Origin of the sequence: Rhodopila sp. (assembly GCF_965277165.1) — a bacterium.
In the GTDB taxonomy this organism is placed as follows: Bacteria; Pseudomonadota; Alphaproteobacteria; order Acetobacterales; family Acetobacteraceae; genus Rhodopila.
Genome location: NZ_CBDICE010000005.1, coordinates 1,866,492 through 1,883,903, shown reverse-complemented (window position 1 = coordinate 1,883,903; position 17,412 = coordinate 1,866,492). Strand labels below are relative to the sequence as shown.

Annotated in this window: 15 protein-coding genes; 8 read left to right on the top strand and 7 right to left on the bottom strand. The window is 64.5% G+C overall.

Annotation, left to right across the window (positions count from 1 at the left end):
- Nucleotides 1-2: 2 nt before the first annotated feature.
- From sseA to ACQY4Y_RS09350, 3 genes are all read right to left on the bottom strand, one after another.
- Entirely contained in the window at nucleotides 3-863 is an 861-nt protein-coding gene (sseA, locus tag ACQY4Y_RS09360) for a 3-mercaptopyruvate sulfurtransferase (RefSeq protein WP_428490276.1), read from the bottom strand.
- A 92-nt stretch (nucleotides 864-955) separates the two neighbouring features.
- The gene (locus ACQY4Y_RS09355; RefSeq protein ID WP_428490275.1) at nucleotides 956-4,495 is read right to left on the bottom strand and encodes a PAS domain S-box protein; all 3,540 of its coding nucleotides are present in this window, start codon (nucleotides 4,493-4,495) and stop codon (nucleotides 956-958) included.
- 218 nt (nucleotides 4,496-4,713) lie between these two features.
- Nucleotides 4,714-5,922, bottom strand: a complete 1,209-nt coding sequence (locus ACQY4Y_RS09350) for an MFS transporter (protein ID WP_428490274.1) — start codon at nucleotides 5,920-5,922, stop codon at nucleotides 4,714-4,716.
- A gap of 295 nt (nucleotides 5,923-6,217) precedes the next feature.
- On the opposite strand from ACQY4Y_RS09350, the gene ACQY4Y_RS09345 reads away from it, so the two are divergent.
- The 6 genes from ACQY4Y_RS09345 to ACQY4Y_RS09320 all read left to right on the top strand — a co-directional run bounded on the left by ACQY4Y_RS09345 (nucleotide 6,218) and on the right by ACQY4Y_RS09320 (nucleotide 12,315).
- Nucleotides 6,218-6,799, top strand: coding sequence for a F0F1 ATP synthase subunit delta (locus ACQY4Y_RS09345; protein ID WP_428490273.1), 582 nt, complete (start codon nucleotides 6,218-6,220; stop codon nucleotides 6,797-6,799).
- Between the two features lies 1 nt (nucleotide 6,800).
- Complete coding sequence (gene atpA / locus ACQY4Y_RS09340) at nucleotides 6,801-8,333, top strand: F0F1 ATP synthase subunit alpha (RefSeq protein ID WP_428490272.1); 1,533 nt, start codon at nucleotides 6,801-6,803, stop codon at nucleotides 8,331-8,333.
- 12 nt (nucleotides 8,334-8,345) lie between these two features.
- On the top strand, nucleotides 8,346-9,227 hold the full coding sequence (locus ACQY4Y_RS09335; protein WP_428490271.1) for a F0F1 ATP synthase subunit gamma: 882 nt from the start codon (nucleotides 8,346-8,348) through the stop codon (nucleotides 9,225-9,227).
- A gap of 125 nt (nucleotides 9,228-9,352) precedes the next feature.
- Nucleotides 9,353-10,789 carry a F0F1 ATP synthase subunit beta gene (atpD, locus tag ACQY4Y_RS09330; protein ID WP_428490270.1) on the top strand — a complete coding sequence of 479 codons (1,437 nt, stop codon included), beginning with the start codon at nucleotides 9,353-9,355 and terminating at the stop codon, nucleotides 10,787-10,789.
- Nucleotides 10,790-10,850: 61 nt separating this feature from the next.
- Nucleotides 10,851-11,252: an ATP synthase F1 subunit epsilon gene (gene atpC, locus ACQY4Y_RS09325; protein WP_428490269.1), complete on the top strand. Its 402-nt coding sequence runs from the start codon at nucleotides 10,851-10,853 to the stop codon at nucleotides 11,250-11,252.
- 241 nt (nucleotides 11,253-11,493) lie between these two features.
- Complete coding sequence (locus tag ACQY4Y_RS09320; RefSeq protein ID WP_428490268.1) at nucleotides 11,494-12,315, top strand: ferritin-like domain-containing protein; 822 nt, start codon at nucleotides 11,494-11,496, stop codon at nucleotides 12,313-12,315.
- 10 nt (nucleotides 12,316-12,325) lie between these two features.
- Here ACQY4Y_RS09320 and ACQY4Y_RS09315 read toward each other — a convergent pair whose 3' ends face one another.
- On the bottom strand, nucleotides 12,326-13,219 hold the full coding sequence (locus ACQY4Y_RS09315) for an alpha/beta fold hydrolase (RefSeq protein WP_428490267.1): 894 nt from the start codon (nucleotides 13,217-13,219) through the stop codon (nucleotides 12,326-12,328).
- Between the two features lie 7 nt (nucleotides 13,220-13,226).
- Nucleotides 13,227-14,636 (bottom strand): aspartate aminotransferase family protein, encoded by a 1,410-nt coding sequence (locus ACQY4Y_RS09310; protein WP_428490266.1) that lies wholly within the window; start codon nucleotides 14,634-14,636, stop codon nucleotides 13,227-13,229.
- Between the two features lie 127 nt (nucleotides 14,637-14,763).
- Here ACQY4Y_RS09310 and ACQY4Y_RS09305 point away from each other — a divergent pair, with 127 nt between their 5' ends.
- Nucleotides 14,764-14,997, top strand: coding sequence for an AbrB/MazE/SpoVT family DNA-binding domain-containing protein (locus ACQY4Y_RS09305; RefSeq protein WP_428490265.1), 234 nt, complete (start codon nucleotides 14,764-14,766; stop codon nucleotides 14,995-14,997).
- A 164-nt stretch (nucleotides 14,998-15,161) separates the two neighbouring features.
- Nucleotides 15,162-15,560 (top strand): type II toxin-antitoxin system VapC family toxin, encoded by a 399-nt coding sequence (locus tag ACQY4Y_RS09300; RefSeq protein ID WP_428490264.1) that lies wholly within the window; start codon nucleotides 15,162-15,164, stop codon nucleotides 15,558-15,560.
- A gap of 72 nt (nucleotides 15,561-15,632) precedes the next feature.
- On the opposite strand, the gene ACQY4Y_RS09295 is transcribed toward ACQY4Y_RS09300, so the two are convergent.
- Together ACQY4Y_RS09295 and ACQY4Y_RS09290 are read right to left on the bottom strand one after the other, a co-directional pair.
- A complete protein-coding gene (locus tag ACQY4Y_RS09295; RefSeq protein WP_428490263.1) occupies nucleotides 15,633-16,418 on the bottom strand; it encodes an HpcH/HpaI aldolase family protein in 786 nt (261 codons plus the stop codon).
- Nucleotides 16,419-16,484: 66 nt separating this feature from the next.
- Nucleotides 16,485-17,354: a phytanoyl-CoA dioxygenase family protein gene (locus tag ACQY4Y_RS09290; protein WP_428490262.1), complete on the bottom strand. Its 870-nt coding sequence runs from the start codon at nucleotides 17,352-17,354 to the stop codon at nucleotides 16,485-16,487.
- Nucleotides 17,355-17,412: the final 58 nt, after the last annotated feature.

Genomic DNA, 17,412 nt, shown 5'->3' with positions numbered 1-17,412 from the left:
CGTCAGCCTACCTCGATCGGCGTGTCGGAGCGACCGCCCCATTCCGTCCAAGACCCGTCATACACCGCGCCCTGGGGTATGCCGGCGATGTGCAGCCCCAACGTAAGGATACAGGCGGTGACGCCGGAACCGCAGCTCGTGACCAGCGGCCGCGCGCCGTCGACGCCGGCGGATTTGAAACGCTGGCGCAGCTCGGCGACAGATCGGAACGTGCCGTCGTCGCGCAGCAGGTCGGTGTAGGGAAGGCTTGTCGAGCCCGGGATGTGGCCGCTGCGCATGCCCGTGCGCGGTTCCGCCACCGCACCGCTGAACCGCCTGGCGGCCCGCGCGTCGAGCACCTGCTCGGACCGTTTGCCGACGTTGTCCAGCATGTCACCGATGCCGCGCATCCGGCCGGCACGGAAGTCAGGGCGGAATGCAGCCCGCCCGGGCGTGCCCGGTTCGCCGTCCTGCGTCGGCCGGCCTTCCTTCAGCCACTTGGGCAGCCCGCCATCCAGCACAGCGGCATTGTCGTGGCCAAACAGACCCATCAGCCACCAGCCCCGGGCGGCCGAAGCCAAGCCTTTCTGATCGTAGAACACGATTCTCGAGGCATTACTGACGCCGAACGCGGCCATCAGTTTGGCGAAGCGGCCGGCAGCGGGCACCATGTGTGGCAAGTCGGTGTCGGGGTCGGCGATCTGGTCGATATCGAAGTATCGAGCCCCTGGAATGTGGCCCCGACGAAATTCGGTGTGGCCGTCCTTCGCCTCGTTCGGCAGGTATTTCGTCGCGTCGAATACCACGATATCGGTCTTGCCCAGCTCCCCCGCCAGCCATTCCGTTGTTACCAGCGGCCCCATATGCATCCCCGTCGCCGACATCGGGGCATCCTAGAGAGAGTTTCGGTCGGGTCAAAATCCGGCGGCGGCGCATCGCCTTGCCCGACCGTCCGGGCGTTGGGAACCCTGCACGCTCAGGTGCTGCTGGTCTGCTTCCTCGATGCCAGCAACGCACCGATCCGATCGACCAATTGGGCGCCGGATACCGGCTTGCGCAATAGCGAGAACGCGCCACTGATCGCACCCCCGACCGCCAGGGCGGCGCCATCGCCGGCATATCCGGTCAGCAACACGGCGGGCAGACCGGGGCGCCGTTCCTGCGCCGCACGAATCAGCGTCAGGCCGTCCATCCCCGGCATCGTAAGGTCGGAAACGATGACGTCCACGCGCTGGCGCGTATCCAGTTGGACCAGGGCCGCCGGCCCGCTTTCAACCGCCCGCACGACATACCCGGCGTCCTCCAACGACAGCGTCAACACATCGAGCACGATGGCATCGTCATCGACCAGCAACACGGACAACTTATCCGGGCCGGCTGGTGTCCTTGCATGCAGTTTCGACGCCACTGCCTCCACCGCGCCCGCCACGCTGGGCAGCCGAAGCACGATCCGCGTGCCGCGCCCGATCACGCTGTCGATCGACAGACTGCCGCCGCTCTGCTCGACGAAACCTTTTGCCATCGCCAGTCCGAGGCCGGTTCCCTTGCCGGGTTGCTTGGTGGTGAAGAATGGTTCGGTCACCCGGGCGAGCACGGCTCGATCCATGCCGGCGCCGGTGTCGCTCACCGCGATCCGCACATAGTCGCCGGCTGCCAGTCCGGCCGGATGCGGCGAGCCGGGATGGACGATCTCGGCATCCGCGGCCAGGGTCAGCGTGCCGCCGGACGCCATCGCGTCGCGCGCGTTGGTTGCCAGGTTGACCAGCACCGTTTCCAACTGGCCCCGATCCGCCAACAGCGGCGCCAAGTCGGCCGCCACTTCCACTTTGCAAACGACGGATCCGCCCAGGGTGTGGGTCAGCACCTCGGCCATGTCGGTCAACAGCGTGGCGGCGTCGATGCGTTCGGCGCGCAGGTCGCCGCGGCGGGAAAATGTGAGCAGCCGGCTGGTGATGGCAGCGCCGCGCTTGGCCGCATCCAGCACCATGCGCGCATTGCGCAGGACGCGTTCGCCATCCTGCGGGTGGCGCTCGATGAGCGCGGCGCCGCCGGACACCGCCTGCAGCACATTGTTGAAGTCATGCGCAATGCCACCGGCAATCTGACCTAGCGCATGCATTCTTTCGGCGTGGGCGGCGCGCTGCTGGGCCTCTTCGCGCGCCGCCATTTCCTCGCGCACCTGCTGTTCCAGAGCCGTATTGATCCTCTGCTGGAGATCGATCAGCCGCCGTTCGGCGTCGATGTCGGCAAAGATCGCCAGAGCCTCCTGAACCTGGCCATTGCCCCAACGCAGCGGGACGGCGCCGACCCTGAACCAATTCTCCGAACCATCGCCGTCGCGGAACAAATACTCGGCCCCGGGCAGAGTGGTTTCGCCCAGCCGAAGCGCGCGTTGGATCGGAAAGTCCTCGGGCGCTGGGCGGTTGCCATCCGAATCGGTAGCGATCCATACACCGCGCGGCGGCGTGCCCGCGATCTGGGTAACCGGCCCATTCAGGCGTTTCATCGAAGCGTTGCCCAACAGCACGTGGCCGTTGGTGTCGATGATGCCCACGCCGATCGGCACCGCCTCGATGACTTCCGACAGCCGGCTCCGCTCGGTTTCCAGCATCAGGATCAACCGGTCGCGCGCCAATTCCGCTTCGTAGCGGGCGGTTACATCCATGTTGATGCCGACCATCCGCACCGCGCGGCCATCGACGCCGCGAATTGTCTGGCCGCGGCCCAGCAGCCTGCGGCTCGACCCGTCGGGCAGAACCACGGTGTATTCGCTTGTGTATAGATGATCCGGCGCCCTCAGCGCCGCCAGCAGTTCGGCCTGGGTCCGCTGCAGATCATTCGGATGGACCACCTGGCGCCAAATCTCCGGAGACGGTCCGCCCGCCTGCGGTGGCAAACCGTGCAGAGTCCACTGATGCTCGCTCCAGGTCAGCGTATCGTTGACCACGTCCCAGTCCCAGATGCCGAGGTTGGCGCCCTCTCGCGCCAGTTCCAACCGCTCTTCATTGGCACGCAGGCCGGCCTCGGCACGCCGCAGATCGGTGACATCGATCTGATTGATCAACATAAGCGTCCGGCCAACGACTTGCACCGGCGCGACCGCGACCATGACGTCACGCGGGCCCCGCAGGCCCTCGATGCGAGTTTCGTATCGCAGACTGGCGCCCGCGGCGACCGAACGGCACATCTCCGCGATCCGCTCCGGACTCGTTTGCAGGGCAAAGTCGGTGATCGGTCGGCCGCGAAATTCCTCGACCGAAAGACCGACATAGCTGGCCGCGGCAGTGTTGCCGTCGACCACCCGCGCGGTAGCGGGATCGAGCAGGATCGCGCCGCTGGGTGATAACTCGAAAAGCGCGCGGAACCGCTCCTCGCTCTCGGCCAAGGCCTTCGCGGCTTCGCGACGCCCCGCCGCCGCGGTTACCAACGCGCGAGCGACCATGTCGGCTTCCGGCAGACCGGTCGCGGCCGGGGCGGCGGGACCGAACCGGTCTTCGTCGGCGGCGAGGCGGCGCAACTGTTCGATCGGGCGCATGATATCCGCCGCGGCGAACAGCGCCAGGACCAGTCCTGCCGCCAGTACGATCGCACCCAGCGCGGCGGCCCGCAGGATCCCTGCGCGCAACGGCCCGAAGATGATCTCCTCGGGCGCACCCACCACCACTGCCCAACCGAACGGTGAGACATGTGTATAGGCGGCAAGCGCCGGAACGCCCTCCAGCGTTGGTACTTTCGTCACCCCCGAGGCACTCGATCGCACAACATCCCACAGCGAGGGAACGATATGCGAGCCAACGAAGCGGTCTTGACCAGGCAGCCTGGCGACGACTTTACCGGCGGTATCGACAACCGTCAGGACACCGCCCTGGAACAGGTGCTGACCCGCGATCAGGTCCTGCATGCTTGCCGGCAGCAGCCTAATATATAGATCATAGGCGACTCGACCGTCGCGGAACACCGGAACGTCGACGCTGAAGCCATTCAGGCCGCTGATCCGGCCGCGGTGAATATCGGTAACCACCGAGCGGCGGGTTTCGAATACCTTGGCGCCTTCAGGGAAAGATTTGCGCCTAGTCATTGGTTTGAGGAAATCAGGCGACGATCCATAGGCACGAAGGCGTCGCAAATCGGGTCCGGCGAGACCCATGATCGACCCTGGCGGCTGCCGGGCGAGAAACGTCTCGGCCTGCTTGTCGAAGGCAGCGAGATCGTCGGCTTGCAGGGCCGGCGACATGGCCAGGATCTCGAGCGCCGACACCCGAAGCTGCAGGTCGCGCTCGACCGACACCGCCATCCCGCGCGCGATGACCAGAAGCCCCTGGTAAATCCTCTCCCGGTCGGCCCGGTAATCCATATACTCCCGGATGACGCCCATGCAGGCCAACGGCACTACACTGGCGATGACCAGCAGCAGCAACCGGGATTGCAGCGACAGGTTGGTCCGCCAACGGGGTCGGGGCCGCGCCCGAGGCGCGAAAGCGGCGTTCAGTTCATCATCGGCCGCGGACTGTTCCATCAGAGGTGCATCCCGGGGGGGCGCCACGCTGACTCAGCCTCCTTCGCTTGAAGCAATGGCTATTAATCGAATCCAGACCCGACCAGGTAGGAATCCGAAATTCCCCGGCTATCACAGTTCCGTGATTTGATCGGGAGCGCGGCATCCCGAGGCCCCTTTCCCGCTGATCGCCAGGCTGCGGACGGCGTGACGGGTCGGCGATGATGACCGACCGGCGATTACTCCGCCGGCAGCGCGATCGCGTCTTCCGCCTTGGCGGAAACCCGCGCCGAACCGGCACACAGCAGACTCAACAGCAGGATCGCAGCGACCAGGACCAGCACCAGTTCGGGGTGCCCGTGATCGATCAGCATGCCGAACGGCACCGGTGTGACCGCGCTGCCCAATGGCAGTCCGGCGCTGACGAAGCCGAACACCTTGCCGATCTGCCCGGGTGGCGCGGCGTCCTTGACCATCACATCGCGCGGCGTGCGGCTGGCCCCGAGCGCCAGGCCAGAGAGGAAGGTCAGGCCGATGATCACCACGATCGGCAGGTTAAGCCAGTCAACCGCGACGATCAGCACCGCTGACAGGATCGTCAGCCCGGTTATGAACGGCAGCACGTGCTGATTGAACCGGTCGGCGAACCAGCCGCCAACCAGTACGCCGGTTGTCGAGCCCAGCATGTAGGCGGTGAGCGCGGTGGCGGCGACCTCCAGCTTGATGCCCTTGAAATCGTGCAGCACGGTCACCAACCAGGACTGCACGCCGCCGGCGGCCATGGCGCCGAGCATGAAAAACAGAAAAAACAGGATCATCGTGCGCGACGTCAGCAGGTCTCGGCCAGACATCGTGACCGCGCCATGCACCACCTCGCGCACCTGATCCTTCAGCACGCGGCTTTGCAGCAGGATCGAGACCACGACAGGGACGCCGAGCAGGCCGATGGTCAGCAACGCGCCGCGCCAGCCGATCCAGGCCATCAAGAGCGCCGCGACCGGCGGCCCGGCGGAAAACCCAAGGTTGCCGCTGAACGTATGCAACGCAAACGAACGTCCCATCCGGTCCTTGTCGACCGATCCGGAGAGGATGGCATAGTCACACGGGTGGATGACCGAGTTGCCGACCCCGGACAGCGTCGCCAGTGCCAGGATTTGCCAGAACTGGGTGGCCAGCCCCATCGCCGCGAGGGACAGCGACATCAACAGCGTGCCACCGACCAGAAACCCCCGCGCGCCGTGGCGATCCACCAGGAAGCCAACCGGGGTTTGCAGGATGGCGGTGGTGCCGGACATCAGCATGATGGTCATGCCGAGTTCCGCGAAACTGACGTCGAATGCGCGCTGCCAGGCGATGAACATCGGCGGCAGGCAGAGCACGTAGAAATGCGACAGGAAGTGCCCGTTGCCGATTAGCAAATTGACACGGGTGGTGCGGCTGAACGCCATGCAGATTGGGCCTCGGATGGATTTTAGGTAATTTTGACGCCGGTTGAATGTCGGGTCAAGCAAATGGGCGGTCCACAGGCACTCTCTTGGACCGGGCGAACCGAGCGGCGTCGTTGTCCCGCGGCGGAGGCTCGTCGCAGCTTCGCCGGAAATGGACAAATCGCCACAATCGCGATCCCGGGCGTATTGCGTGCCCCCCTACCCCATGCTAGACGCCGCCGCGCCGGTTCGGCCGGCCGGTCCTGACACTTGCCCGCGCCGGTTTCCCTTATTGTCCGAAGGGCCGGCCCAACCGATGGAAACCCAGGTGGCTTCTGAGGCTACGACGATTTCTTCCGGCGGCGGCCTCGCCGACCGGTATGCCGCCGCGCTGTATGCGCACGCCGATGACAACCACGCGCTCGACACCGTGGTGTCGCAGATGGAAGACCTCCGGCGAATGATCGACGCCAGCAGCGACTTCCGCCGCCTGCTGCAATCACCACTGATCGATGTCAAGACCGCGACCGAAGCTGCCCAGGCGGTGCTCACCCAGGAAGGCTTCTGCAAGGAAGTCCGCGATTTCGTCGGCGTCATTTCCGTCAATCGTCGGCTGCGCGAGCTGCGTGACATCGTAACCGCGTTCGCCGCGCTGGTGGCGCAACGCCGCGGCATTATCACTGCCCATGTTGCCACGGCGCATCCGTTGAACGACGTCCAGCGCCAGCAATTGCGCGCCCGGCTGATCGAAGCCGGCTACGGCAACGTCAACATCGACGAACGGGTTGAACCCGACCTGCTCGGCGGCCTCGTCGTCCGCATCGGAGCCCGGCTTTACGACACCAGTTTGAAAGCGCGCCTGCAACGTCTGCAGTACGCCATGAAGGGAGCCGCCTGAGATGGAGATCCGCCCAGCCGAGATCTCGGAGATTCTGAAGAAGCAGATCGCCGCGTTCGATACCGAGGCCAATGTCGCCGAGACCGGCCAGGTGCTGTCGGTCGGCGACGGCATCGCACGCGTGTTCGGCCTGCAGAACGTGATGGCCGGTGAGATGGTGGAGTTCCCCTCGGCCGGCCTGCGCGGCATGGCGCTGAATTTGGAAACCGACAACGTCGGCGTGGTCATCTTCGGCGACGACAAGCAGATCCGCGAAGGCGACACCGTCTCGCGCACCGGCTCGATCGTGGAAGTGCCAGTGGGCCCTGGGTTGTTGGGGCGGGTGGTTGACGGCCTCGGCAATCCGATCGACGGCAAGGGTCCGGTCGATGCCGTCGAGCGCCGCCGCGTCGAGGTCAAGGCACCGGGCATCATCCCGCGCAAATCGGTTCATGAGCCGATGCAGACCGGGCTGAAGGCGATCGATGCGCTGATCCCGGTCGGCCGCGGTCAGCGCGAGCTGATCATCGGCGACCGGCAGACCGGCAAGACGGCGGTGATCATCGACACGATCATCAACCAGAAGGGCCTCAACGCCGGCGACGACGACAAGAAGAAGTTGTTCTGCATCTACGTCGCGATCGGCCAGAAACGCTCCACCGTGGCGCAACTGGTGCGCACGCTGGAGGAAAACGGCGCGATGCACTACACCATCGTCGTGGCCGCCACCGCGTCCGATCCGGCGCCGATGCAGTTCCTGGCTCCCTACACCGGCTGCACCATGGGTGAGTATTTCCGCGACAACAGCCAGCATGCGCTGATCTGCTATGACGATCTGTCGAAGCAGGCCGTCGCCTACCGCCAGATGTCCTTGCTGCTGCGTCGTCCGCCCGGTCGCGAGGCGTATCCGGGGGACGTGTTCTATCTGCACTCCCGGCTGCTGGAACGCGCCGCCAAGATGAACGACAGCCTGGGCGCCGGTTCGTTGACGGCACTCCCGGTGATCGAAACCCAGGCCGGCGACGTGTCAGCCTACATTCCGACCAACGTGATCTCGATCACCGATGGCCAGATCTTCCTGGAGACGGAGTTGTTCTTCCGCGGCATCCGTCCGGCGGTGAACGTCGGCCTGTCGGTGTCTCGCGTCGGGTCCGCCGCCCAGGTCAAGGCGATGAAGCAGGTCGCTGGGCGCATCAAGCTCGAACTGGCGCAGTATCGTGAAATGGCGGCGTTTGCCCAGTTCTCGTCCGACCTTGACGCCTCGACCCAGCAATTGCTGGCGCGCGGGTCGCGGCTAACTGAGCTGCTGAAGCAGCCGCAGTACCGGCCGCTGCCAATCGAGGAACAAGTGGTGGCGATCTTCGCCGGCGTGCGCGGTTATCTCGACAAGATCGACGTCGGCCAGGTCGGCGCCTTCGAATCGCGGTTCATCTCCGAACTCAAGTCGAAGGACCCGGGTATCCTGGAGGCGATCCGCACCCAGTTGGAGCTGAAGCCGGACACCGAGAAGCAGTTGACCGGGTTCCTCGACAACTTCGCCAAGTCGTTCAGCTAGAAGCCCCGGACCATGCCCAGCCTGAAGGCGCTCCGGACGCGCATCAACAGCGTGAAGTCGACGCAGAAAATCACCTCCGCGATGAAAATGGTGGCGGCATCCAAGCTGCGTCGTGCCCAGCAGCAGGCCGAGGCAGCGCGTCCATACGCTGAACGGATGGACCGCATGTTGCGGGCCTTGGCGGCTTCGGTCAGTGATTCGCCGACCGCACCGCCGTTGCTGGTGGGCACCGGGCAGGACAGGGCACAGTTGCTGATCGCGGTGACGGCGGACCGCGGCCTGGCCGGTGCGTTCAACTCACAGGTCGGGCGGGCGACCCGCAATCTGGCGCGGCGCCTGGAGTCGGAAGGCAAGACGGTTAAGATCCTCGCGGTCGGCCGCAAGGGTCGCGACTACCTGCGCCGCGAGTTGAGCGACCGGATCGTCGGCGACATCACCTTCGCCGGCAGACGCCGCGTCGAGTTCGCCGATGCGCAGGAGATCGGCAGCCGCGTCGCCCAAATGCTGACGGCCGGTGAGATCGATGTGGCGACCCTCGTCTACAACCGCTTCGCCTCGGTTATCTCCCAGGTGGTCACCGAACAGCAGATCATTCCTGCCCCGCCACCGCCAGAAGGCGAGCAGGACGATACCGGCGGCGCGATGTACGAGTTCGAACCGGACGAGGAGACCATCCTGGCCAAGCTACTGCCGCAGGCGCTGGCGATCCAGGCGTATCGCGCCCTGCTCGAGAGCTCGGCCGGGGAGCACGGCGCCCGGATGACCGCGATGGACAATGCCACGCGCAACGCCGGCGATATGATCAAGCGGCTGTCGCAGAACTACAACCGCGCCCGCCAGGCCAATATCACCAGTGAACTGATTGAGATCATCTCCGGCGCGGAGGCGGTATAGACATGCATTCGCAGGATTTGGACGTGCATTCGCGGAACGTCGATTTAGACGTGCATTCGCGGAACCTCGGTTTAGACGTGCATTCGCACGATGCGGTCTGATCCCGGAGTAGAGGAGTTTTATCGATGGCAAGCAATATCGTCGGACGCGTCACCCAGGTTCTCGGCGCCGTTGTGGACGTGCAGTTCGACGGCGAACTGCCGTTCATCCAGAACGCGCTGACCAGCAAGATCGCGGACCGCACGCTGGTGCTGGAGGTAGCGCAAGAACTCGGCGAGCGCACCGTCCGCTGCATCGCCATGGACGTCACCGACGGCATGGTCCGCGGCCAGGAAGTTACCGACACCGGCGGACCGATCACCGTGCCGGTTGGACCCGAAACGCTCGGCCGGATCATGAACGTCATCGGCGAACCAATCGACGAAAAGGGCCCGGTCAAGACCGCCCAGCGTTACCCGATCCACCGTGAGGCACCGTCGTTCGAGGATCAGGCGACCTCGGCGGAAATCCTGGTCACCGGCATCAAGGTGGTCGACCTGCTCGCGCCCTACCTGAAGGGCGGCAAGGTCGGCCTGTTCGGCGGCGCCGGCGTCGGCAAGACCGTGCTGATCCAGGAACTGATCAACAACATCGCCAAGGGCCACGGTGGCGTGTCGGTGTTCGCCGGCGTGGGCGAGCGCACCCGCGAGGGCAACGACCTGTACCACGAAATGATCGACGCCGGCGTGATCAAGGTCGATGAACAGGGCAACCTGATCGAAGGCTCCAAAGTGGCGCTGATGTACGGCCAGATGAACGAGCCGCCGGGCGCGCGCGCTCGGGTTGGCCTTTCGGGGCTGACGCTGGCGGAGTATTTCCGCGACGAGGAAGGCCAGGACGTGTTGTTCTTCGTCGATAACATCTTCCGCTTCACCCAGGCGGGCGCCGAGGTGTCGGCGCTGCTGGGCCGCATCCCCTCGGCGGTGGGCTACCAACCCACCCTGGCGACTGATATGGGCGCGCTGCAGGAACGCATCACCTCGACCAACAAGGGTTCTATCACCTCGGTGCAGGCGATCTACGTCCCGGCCGACGACCTGACCGACCCGGCCCCCGCCACGTCGTTCGCCCACCTGGACGCGACCACGACACTCAGCCGTCAGATCGCGGAACTGGGGATCTATCCGGCGGTGGACCCGCTGGATTCGACCTCGCGATCGCTCGACCCGCGGGTGGTGGGTGAGGAGCACTACAACGTCGCGCGCGAGACCCAGCGCATCCTGCAGACCTACAAGTCACTGCAGGACATCATCGCCATTCTGGGGATGGACGAGCTGTCGGAAGAGGACAAGCTGGTGGTTGCGCGCGCTCGCAAGATCCAGAAGTTTTTGTCGCAACCGTTCCATGTGGCGGAAGTGTTCACCGGATTTCCCGGCAAGTTCGTACCCGTCGCTGACACCGTGCGCAGCTTCAAGGCGATCTGCGCCGGCGAATACGACCACCTGCCGGAAGCCGCGTTCTACATGGTCGGCACGATCGAGGAAGCGGTGCAGAAGGCCGAGACGCTGAAGACCAATGCGTAAAGCGCGCTCGCCGGGCGACCGCCCGACCGAAGACCTGGATCGCCGTTTCAAAGGATAAGCCATGCCGACCAACCTGGAGATCGTCAGTCCGGAGAAGTTGCTGCTGTCCCGTCCGGTAGACATGGCCGTGATCCCGGCGTCGGAGGGCGACATGGGTGTGCTGGAAGGCCACGCTCCGATGATCGTCATGCTGCGCGGCGGCACCATCGACCTGTACGAGGGTGACAGGGTCATCGACCGCCTGTTCGTCGATGGCGGCTTCGCCGAAGTGACGCCGGAGCGCTGCACCGTGCTGGCGAACCACGCGATCCCGTTGGCCGAGGTCAACAAGGCCGATGCCGAACGCCGGCTGACCGAAGCGGAAGCGGCCTATGAAGCAGCCGACAAATCCGACGTGGCAGTCGAGGACGCGGCTTTGGATGCCGTCCAATCGGCCCGCGCGATGGTCGAGGCAGCCGGCTAGTTCAACTCTGGACGGGGTTCCCCTGGGCCAATATCGCTGGGCGTCCTCTGCAGCGACCGTGCGACCCGGCGCTGCCGTGGGCGGACCCGGCAATGTGGCCGATCGGCATCGCCACCCAGGCGCGACGCCTTGCTCCGAAACCCGATCGCGGCCTGGGTGGTTTCATCTTCGGTTCAGCCTTCCTATAGTCTGAGGCCATCGTCGATCTTGCCTGCGAACCTTCAGCGAGCGTGATAACCGGATGAAACACTGGCGGATCGAAAATGTGGCGTGGGATCGGTTCGATCCCTCGGCGGTTGATCCGGCGCTTGTGCCGCTGGTCAAGGCCGCGGCGATGGTCGAGCGCAACGGTCGGGATTACGCCGTCTACCTCGGCCGGGTGTTCCGCGATGACCCGGATTTCCGTCAGGCGGCCGACCACTGGGCGGAGGAGGAGGTTCAGCATGGCGACGCGCTGGCAAAATGGGCCAGTCTCGCCGACCCGGCCTGGAACTTCGAAGTCGCTTTCGCTCGCTACCGCGCCGGGTACTCGGTCCAGGTCGACGCCGAAGCTTCGATCCGTGGGTCCCGCACCGGGGAACTGATCGCGCGCTGCATGGTGGAGACCGGCACCTCCAGCTATTACACGGCGTTGGGCGAAGCGGCGTCGGAGCCGGTGCTGCGGCAGGTCTGCAAGCTGATCGCGGCGGACGAATATCGGCACTTCAAGCTGTTCTACGATCACATGCGCCGCTACCTCTCGCGCGAGAAGCTGGGGGTCGTCACCCGTTTGCGCATCGCGCTGGGACGGATCGGCGAGTCAGAGGACGATGAACTGGCCTACGCTTACCACTGCGGCAACGAGCCCGAGTCGCAGGCTTACCGGCACGACCGCTGCACCGCTGCCTACATGGCAAGCGCGATGGGGTTCTATCGCTATCGCCACATCGAACGCAGCACCGGAATGATCCTCAAGGCGGTCGGGCTACCGCCGCGCGGTCGGCTCTCAGCCGGCGCCACCAGGCTGGCCTGGAAGCTCTTGCAATGGCGCCAGCGGCGCTTCGAGCAACAGTTGGCGGCATAGCCCCGCCGAATCAGTCGTGCCCATCCAGGAAATCCAGCATGGCGGCATTGAACAGCGCCGGATCCTGCAGAAACGCGAAATGGCTGACATTCGGCAGGATCAGCAATCCTGCCCGCGGAATCGTTGCCGCCATGTATTCGGTATGGTCGCGCCGAATCGCCTCGTCGTGTTGTCCGTCGGCAATCAGCACGCGCGCCTGGATCCCGCGAAGCTGATCGTCCGTCCAATTTGGCTGGGTGCGCCACATCTGTCCGATCTGGGCCAGGAAGCCGGCGTAATCATGCGGCGTGGGCGACAGCCTGATGTATTCCTGCCGAGCCCGGGCGATGAACCGTGCGAAGGTTGGGTTATTTTCGACATCCGGCTTCAGTCCGCTGGTGCGGGTGTTGGCACCGAACGCGAAGACCCGGTCCACGCGATCCGGATGCCGCATGGCCATGTCGAGCCCGATGATCGCCCCGTCGCTCCAGCCGACGATCCGAACGCGGGCAATGCCCAGTTGATCGAGCAACGCCACGACATCATCGGTCATCAGGTCATAGCTGAACGGCATCCCGTTTCGTGTGCTGCGTCCGTGGCCCCGGCTATCGACGAGGATTACGCGATGCTGGCGCACGAGGGCGGGGACCTGATTGCCAAAATAATCAGAGTTCGCAAGCCCGCCATGCAGCATCACCACCGGCGTACCCGCGGCCGTGCGCGAACCGGCCTCCAGGTAATACAATCTGATGCCGTCGACCTTGGCATAGCCGGCCGCGCCGATCGGAGGCGCCGGCGTCGGCGGCAACACCTGCCATCGTTCAGCTGCCTTCGCCGGTTGCCGTCGTGCCAGGGTTGCGAGCAGGCCAGTAAACAAAGTCCGCCGCCCCGTGGCGAGCACCGAAGGCAGGATATCGGTTTTCAAACGCCCCCTAACTGATGATTGCGATCTGTTCGCGTCGCAGTTGCACCGTTAGCTCCTCCACGGCTCGGCCTATCCGGTTGAGCATTTCGTCGATATCTGCTTTGGAGATCACCAGCGGCGGACTCAAACAGAGTGAATCGTTCGCCACCGTCCTGACGATCACGCCGTTCGCTTCGCACAGCGCGGTCAGGCGAGCACCCACCTTTGCCTTCGGATCGAAGTTCTGGTGGCTCGCTTTCTCCGCCACCAGTTCGACCGCGGCGATCAGGCCGGTGCCGCGCACTTCGCCCACCAGAGCGTGATCGCCGAAGCGGCGGCGCAGTTCCGATTGCAGATACGGCCCGACCGATCCGACATGGGCGCCGATCTCCATCTCGTCGTAGATTTTCAACGTTTCGATCGCCACCGCCGCCGGCACCGGATGGCCGGAGTAGGTGAAGCCGTGGCCGAACGTGCCGATCGTGTGACTTTCCTTGGCCAGCGCCTGGAACACCCAGTCGTTCACCATTACCGCGCTGATCGGCAGGTAGGATGATGACAGCGCCTTGGCGCAGACCATCATGTCGGGCTCGATATCCAGCGTCTGGCTGCCCCAGTAGTTGCCGGTGCGCCAGAAGCCACAGATGACCTCGTCCACCACCAGCAGCACGTCATATTTGCGCAGGACGGCCTGGATCTTGGGGAAATAGCCGCGCGGCGGCAGGATCACGCCACCCGCACCCATGATCGGTTCGGCCCACATCGCCGCCACCGTGTCAGGCCCCTCGGCCAGGATCATCTTCTCCAGTTCATCGGCGCAGCGTGAGGCGAAGTCGTCCTCCGACTCACCGGGCAACGCGCCGTGGTAGAAATGCGGCGTCATGGTGTGGATGAAGCCCGGCAGCGGTACATCGAAGCTGCGGTGATTGGCCGCCAGCCCGGTCAGCGAAGCCGACCCGATGGTGATCCCGTGATAGCCCTTCAGACGACCGATGATCTTCTTTTTGTTTGGCCGGCCGAGCGCATTGTTAAGGTACCAGACCATCTTGATCGCCGAGTCGTTCGCCTCGGAGCCCGAGTTGGCGAAGAACACCTTGCTCATCGGCACCGGCGCCCGGGCGATCAGCATCTCCGCCAGGTCGATCATCGGCTCGTGCGACTTGGCGGTGAACGCATGATAGAACGGCAGCTTGCGCATCTGATTGGCGGCGGCCTGCACCAGGCGCTCGTTGTCGAAACCAAGCGCGGCGCACCACAGGCCGGCGACGGATTCGATGTATTCCTTGCCGGCCTCGTCCCACACTCGAACGCCCTTGCCGTGGGAAATGACGGTGGGGCCGGTGGTCTGGTGGGCTTCCAGGTCGGTGTACGGATGCAGCACGTTGGCGATGTCGCGTGCAGCCGCGGAGTTCGCGCCGAAGGGCGGGGGCGGTGCCATGGATGCTCCTGGGTAGCGGGGGGCTTAAAGAACGAGCATAGGCGCAAGTGGGTGTTTGGGGAAACCAGTGGTTGAAGGGAGGATGGTAATACCTTATGTCCGGACGGTATTACCTCAAGGACATGCCATGAGTACCATTACAGTAAAGGGTCAGGTCACAGTTCCCAAGCCGATCCGCGAGTTTCTGGATGTTCGCCCGGGCAACTCGGTGGAGTTCGTCCTGGACCCGGCGGGCGAGGTGATCCTGCGCAAGGTGGGGGCGGAGAAGCCGGCCATGCCTCGGTTTGAGCGCGTGGTTGGCAGCGCTGGCCCTGGCATGAGCACCGATGAGATCATGGCGCTGCTGCGTGGTGACGACTGATTGACGCTAGTGTCCTGCCCCAGAAGTTCGCCGCACTTCGCGGCGGACGCATGGGATCGGCCACTAGTCGCGAGGCTGAGGTTCGCCTGATAGGGCGAACTTCGGACTCGGGACACTAGTGTGGTTTATGGTTTCGAAAGTCCATAAAGCGGCTGATCCACAGTATGACGGACTTTCGAATCGGGACATTAGTTGACACGAATATCCTGCTGGACATCGTAACGAATGATCCGTGCTGGATGTCATGGTCTCGGCTGCAACTTTCGCGGGCCTCGGTGGTTGGACCTCTGCTAATCAACGATGTGGTGTATGCGGAACTATCGGTCCGGTTCGAGTCGATCGAAACGCTTGAAACGGCGCTCACTGAACTGGGCGTCCGGCTAGAGCCGATTCCTCGGGCCGCCCTGTTCTTGGCGGCTAAGGCGTTCAGGCTCTACCGCAGTCGGGGCGGGACACGCACCGGGGTATTATCAGATTTCTTCGTTGGCGCGCACGCAGCCGTGTTGAACTGCGCCTTGTTGACCCGTGATGCAGGGCGATACCGGCACTATTTCCCAACGTAGGACATGATCGCCCTGGCGTAACGCCGGGGCGCCCCCGAGAATGGCCTCCGCCCTGAGACGTCAACGTCGCGCCTATTTGCCCAGCGTCTTGCGCAGGAACCCGGTCCGCGCCTGCGCCCCCGCCAGCATGAAGGATGCGTCCTGGCCGGACAGGATGAACCGCGCACCCATCTCGATGTAGCGTGGCATGATCGCCTCGTTGTAAATGCCCGCCATGCCAGGGAATTTCCCGTGCTTAGCGCAGGCGGCGATCATCGCGCGATAGGCCTCGGCCAACCGGTCGTTGCCGAAATCCCCGGGGATGCCCATTTCCGCGCACAGATCGTTCGACCCGATCAGCAGCACATCCACGCCGGCGACCGAGGCGATCTCGGCCGCGTTGGCAATGGCGGTCGGGGTTTCCAGCATGACCACGGTCAGGTTGGCCGCGTTCAGCGCCTTCACCGCGTCCCCGGTGCTCAGCTTCTGTAACTGATAGTGCGGCCCCCAGCCGCCGACCGAACGATGGCCGATCGGCGGATACTTCAGTCTCTCGACCACCTCGCGCGCCTCGGCCGCGGTATCCACATGCGGCATGACAATACCCATTGCGCCGTTGTCCAGCGCCCGCGTGGCGATCGAGTATTGCCCATTCGGCACCCGAGCGATCGGCGCGATGCCGGCGTCAAGTGCGGCGGCGGAAATCTGCGCGCAAGCGTCCAGCGACATCGTGCCATGTTCCATGTCCAGGAACAGCCAGTCGAAGCCCGCCGTGGCCATCATCTTGGCCACCTCCACACTGCGTGTGGTGCGGATGCCGACCCCGAGCGACAGATGCCCTTGGGTCAGTTTCTCGTGGGCGACGTTACGGACGGTCATGTGCTTGCCTCGTCTTGCATGAGCGACGATTTTGTCAGTGCGGCATAAAGATCGGTTCGATCAGCCCTACTGCGCCGCCATCTCGAAGAAACGCGACTTCATGCCCTTCTGATTTTCGTAAAGCGAGCCTTGCCGAGCCGCCGGCGGCAACGGCAAACGCACCGGCGCGGCGGACAGCCTCGGCTGCTGCGTCTGGCCGGCGACCATCAGCGCGTCGAATGCTTCGATGCCGCCAGGAAACCCCAGGATCGGCCAGGCGTCGGCGGCACGGAACTGGAACAACAACAGGCGGTGGTCACGGTCGGAGACGTTCGGCGCCGACCCATGCACCGCGCGAACATGATGCACCGTAATGGAACCGGCCTTCCCGGTCAGAGGGATCGCCCTGGCATAGTCGACGTCGTGATTGTCCGGACTCATCGCGCCGCAGAACACGCCGTCGGCATGGTGGTCGAACGTCGGGCCGGCGTGGCTGCCGGGAATGATCATCAGCGGACCGTTTTCCATCGCCATGTCGTCGAACATGACGCCGACCGCCGCAAGATCGTCGTTGGTGTGGGGATAGAACGCCCAGTCCTGGTGCCATTCCACCGGCGCGCCGAACCCGGCACACTTCATGTTCAGCTTGGCGGTATCGAACCGGATGTGCGGCCCCCAAAGCGCCTGCAACACGCTGATGATCTTCGGATGCCGGGTCAGCGCGGCATATGCGGGGTCGTGCAGATGCGCCGCCTTGATCCGACGAACCCTGGGATTGGCCGCGGAGTGGCTGTCCTCCAGGTCGTAGATGTCGGTATGGCTGGTGAGCCCGGCAGCGCGCTGGACAAAGCCATCGGTGACGTCGCTGAGCGTGCGAACCTCGTCAGCGGTCAGCACGTCCGGCACGACGATGGCGCCGACGTCATGGTATTCCTCGATCTGGGCCTTGCTCAGCATGAATTCCTCCGCCCTTTGTCGAGACACTACACCGGCGCAGGTTCAGGGTCGAGGCTGA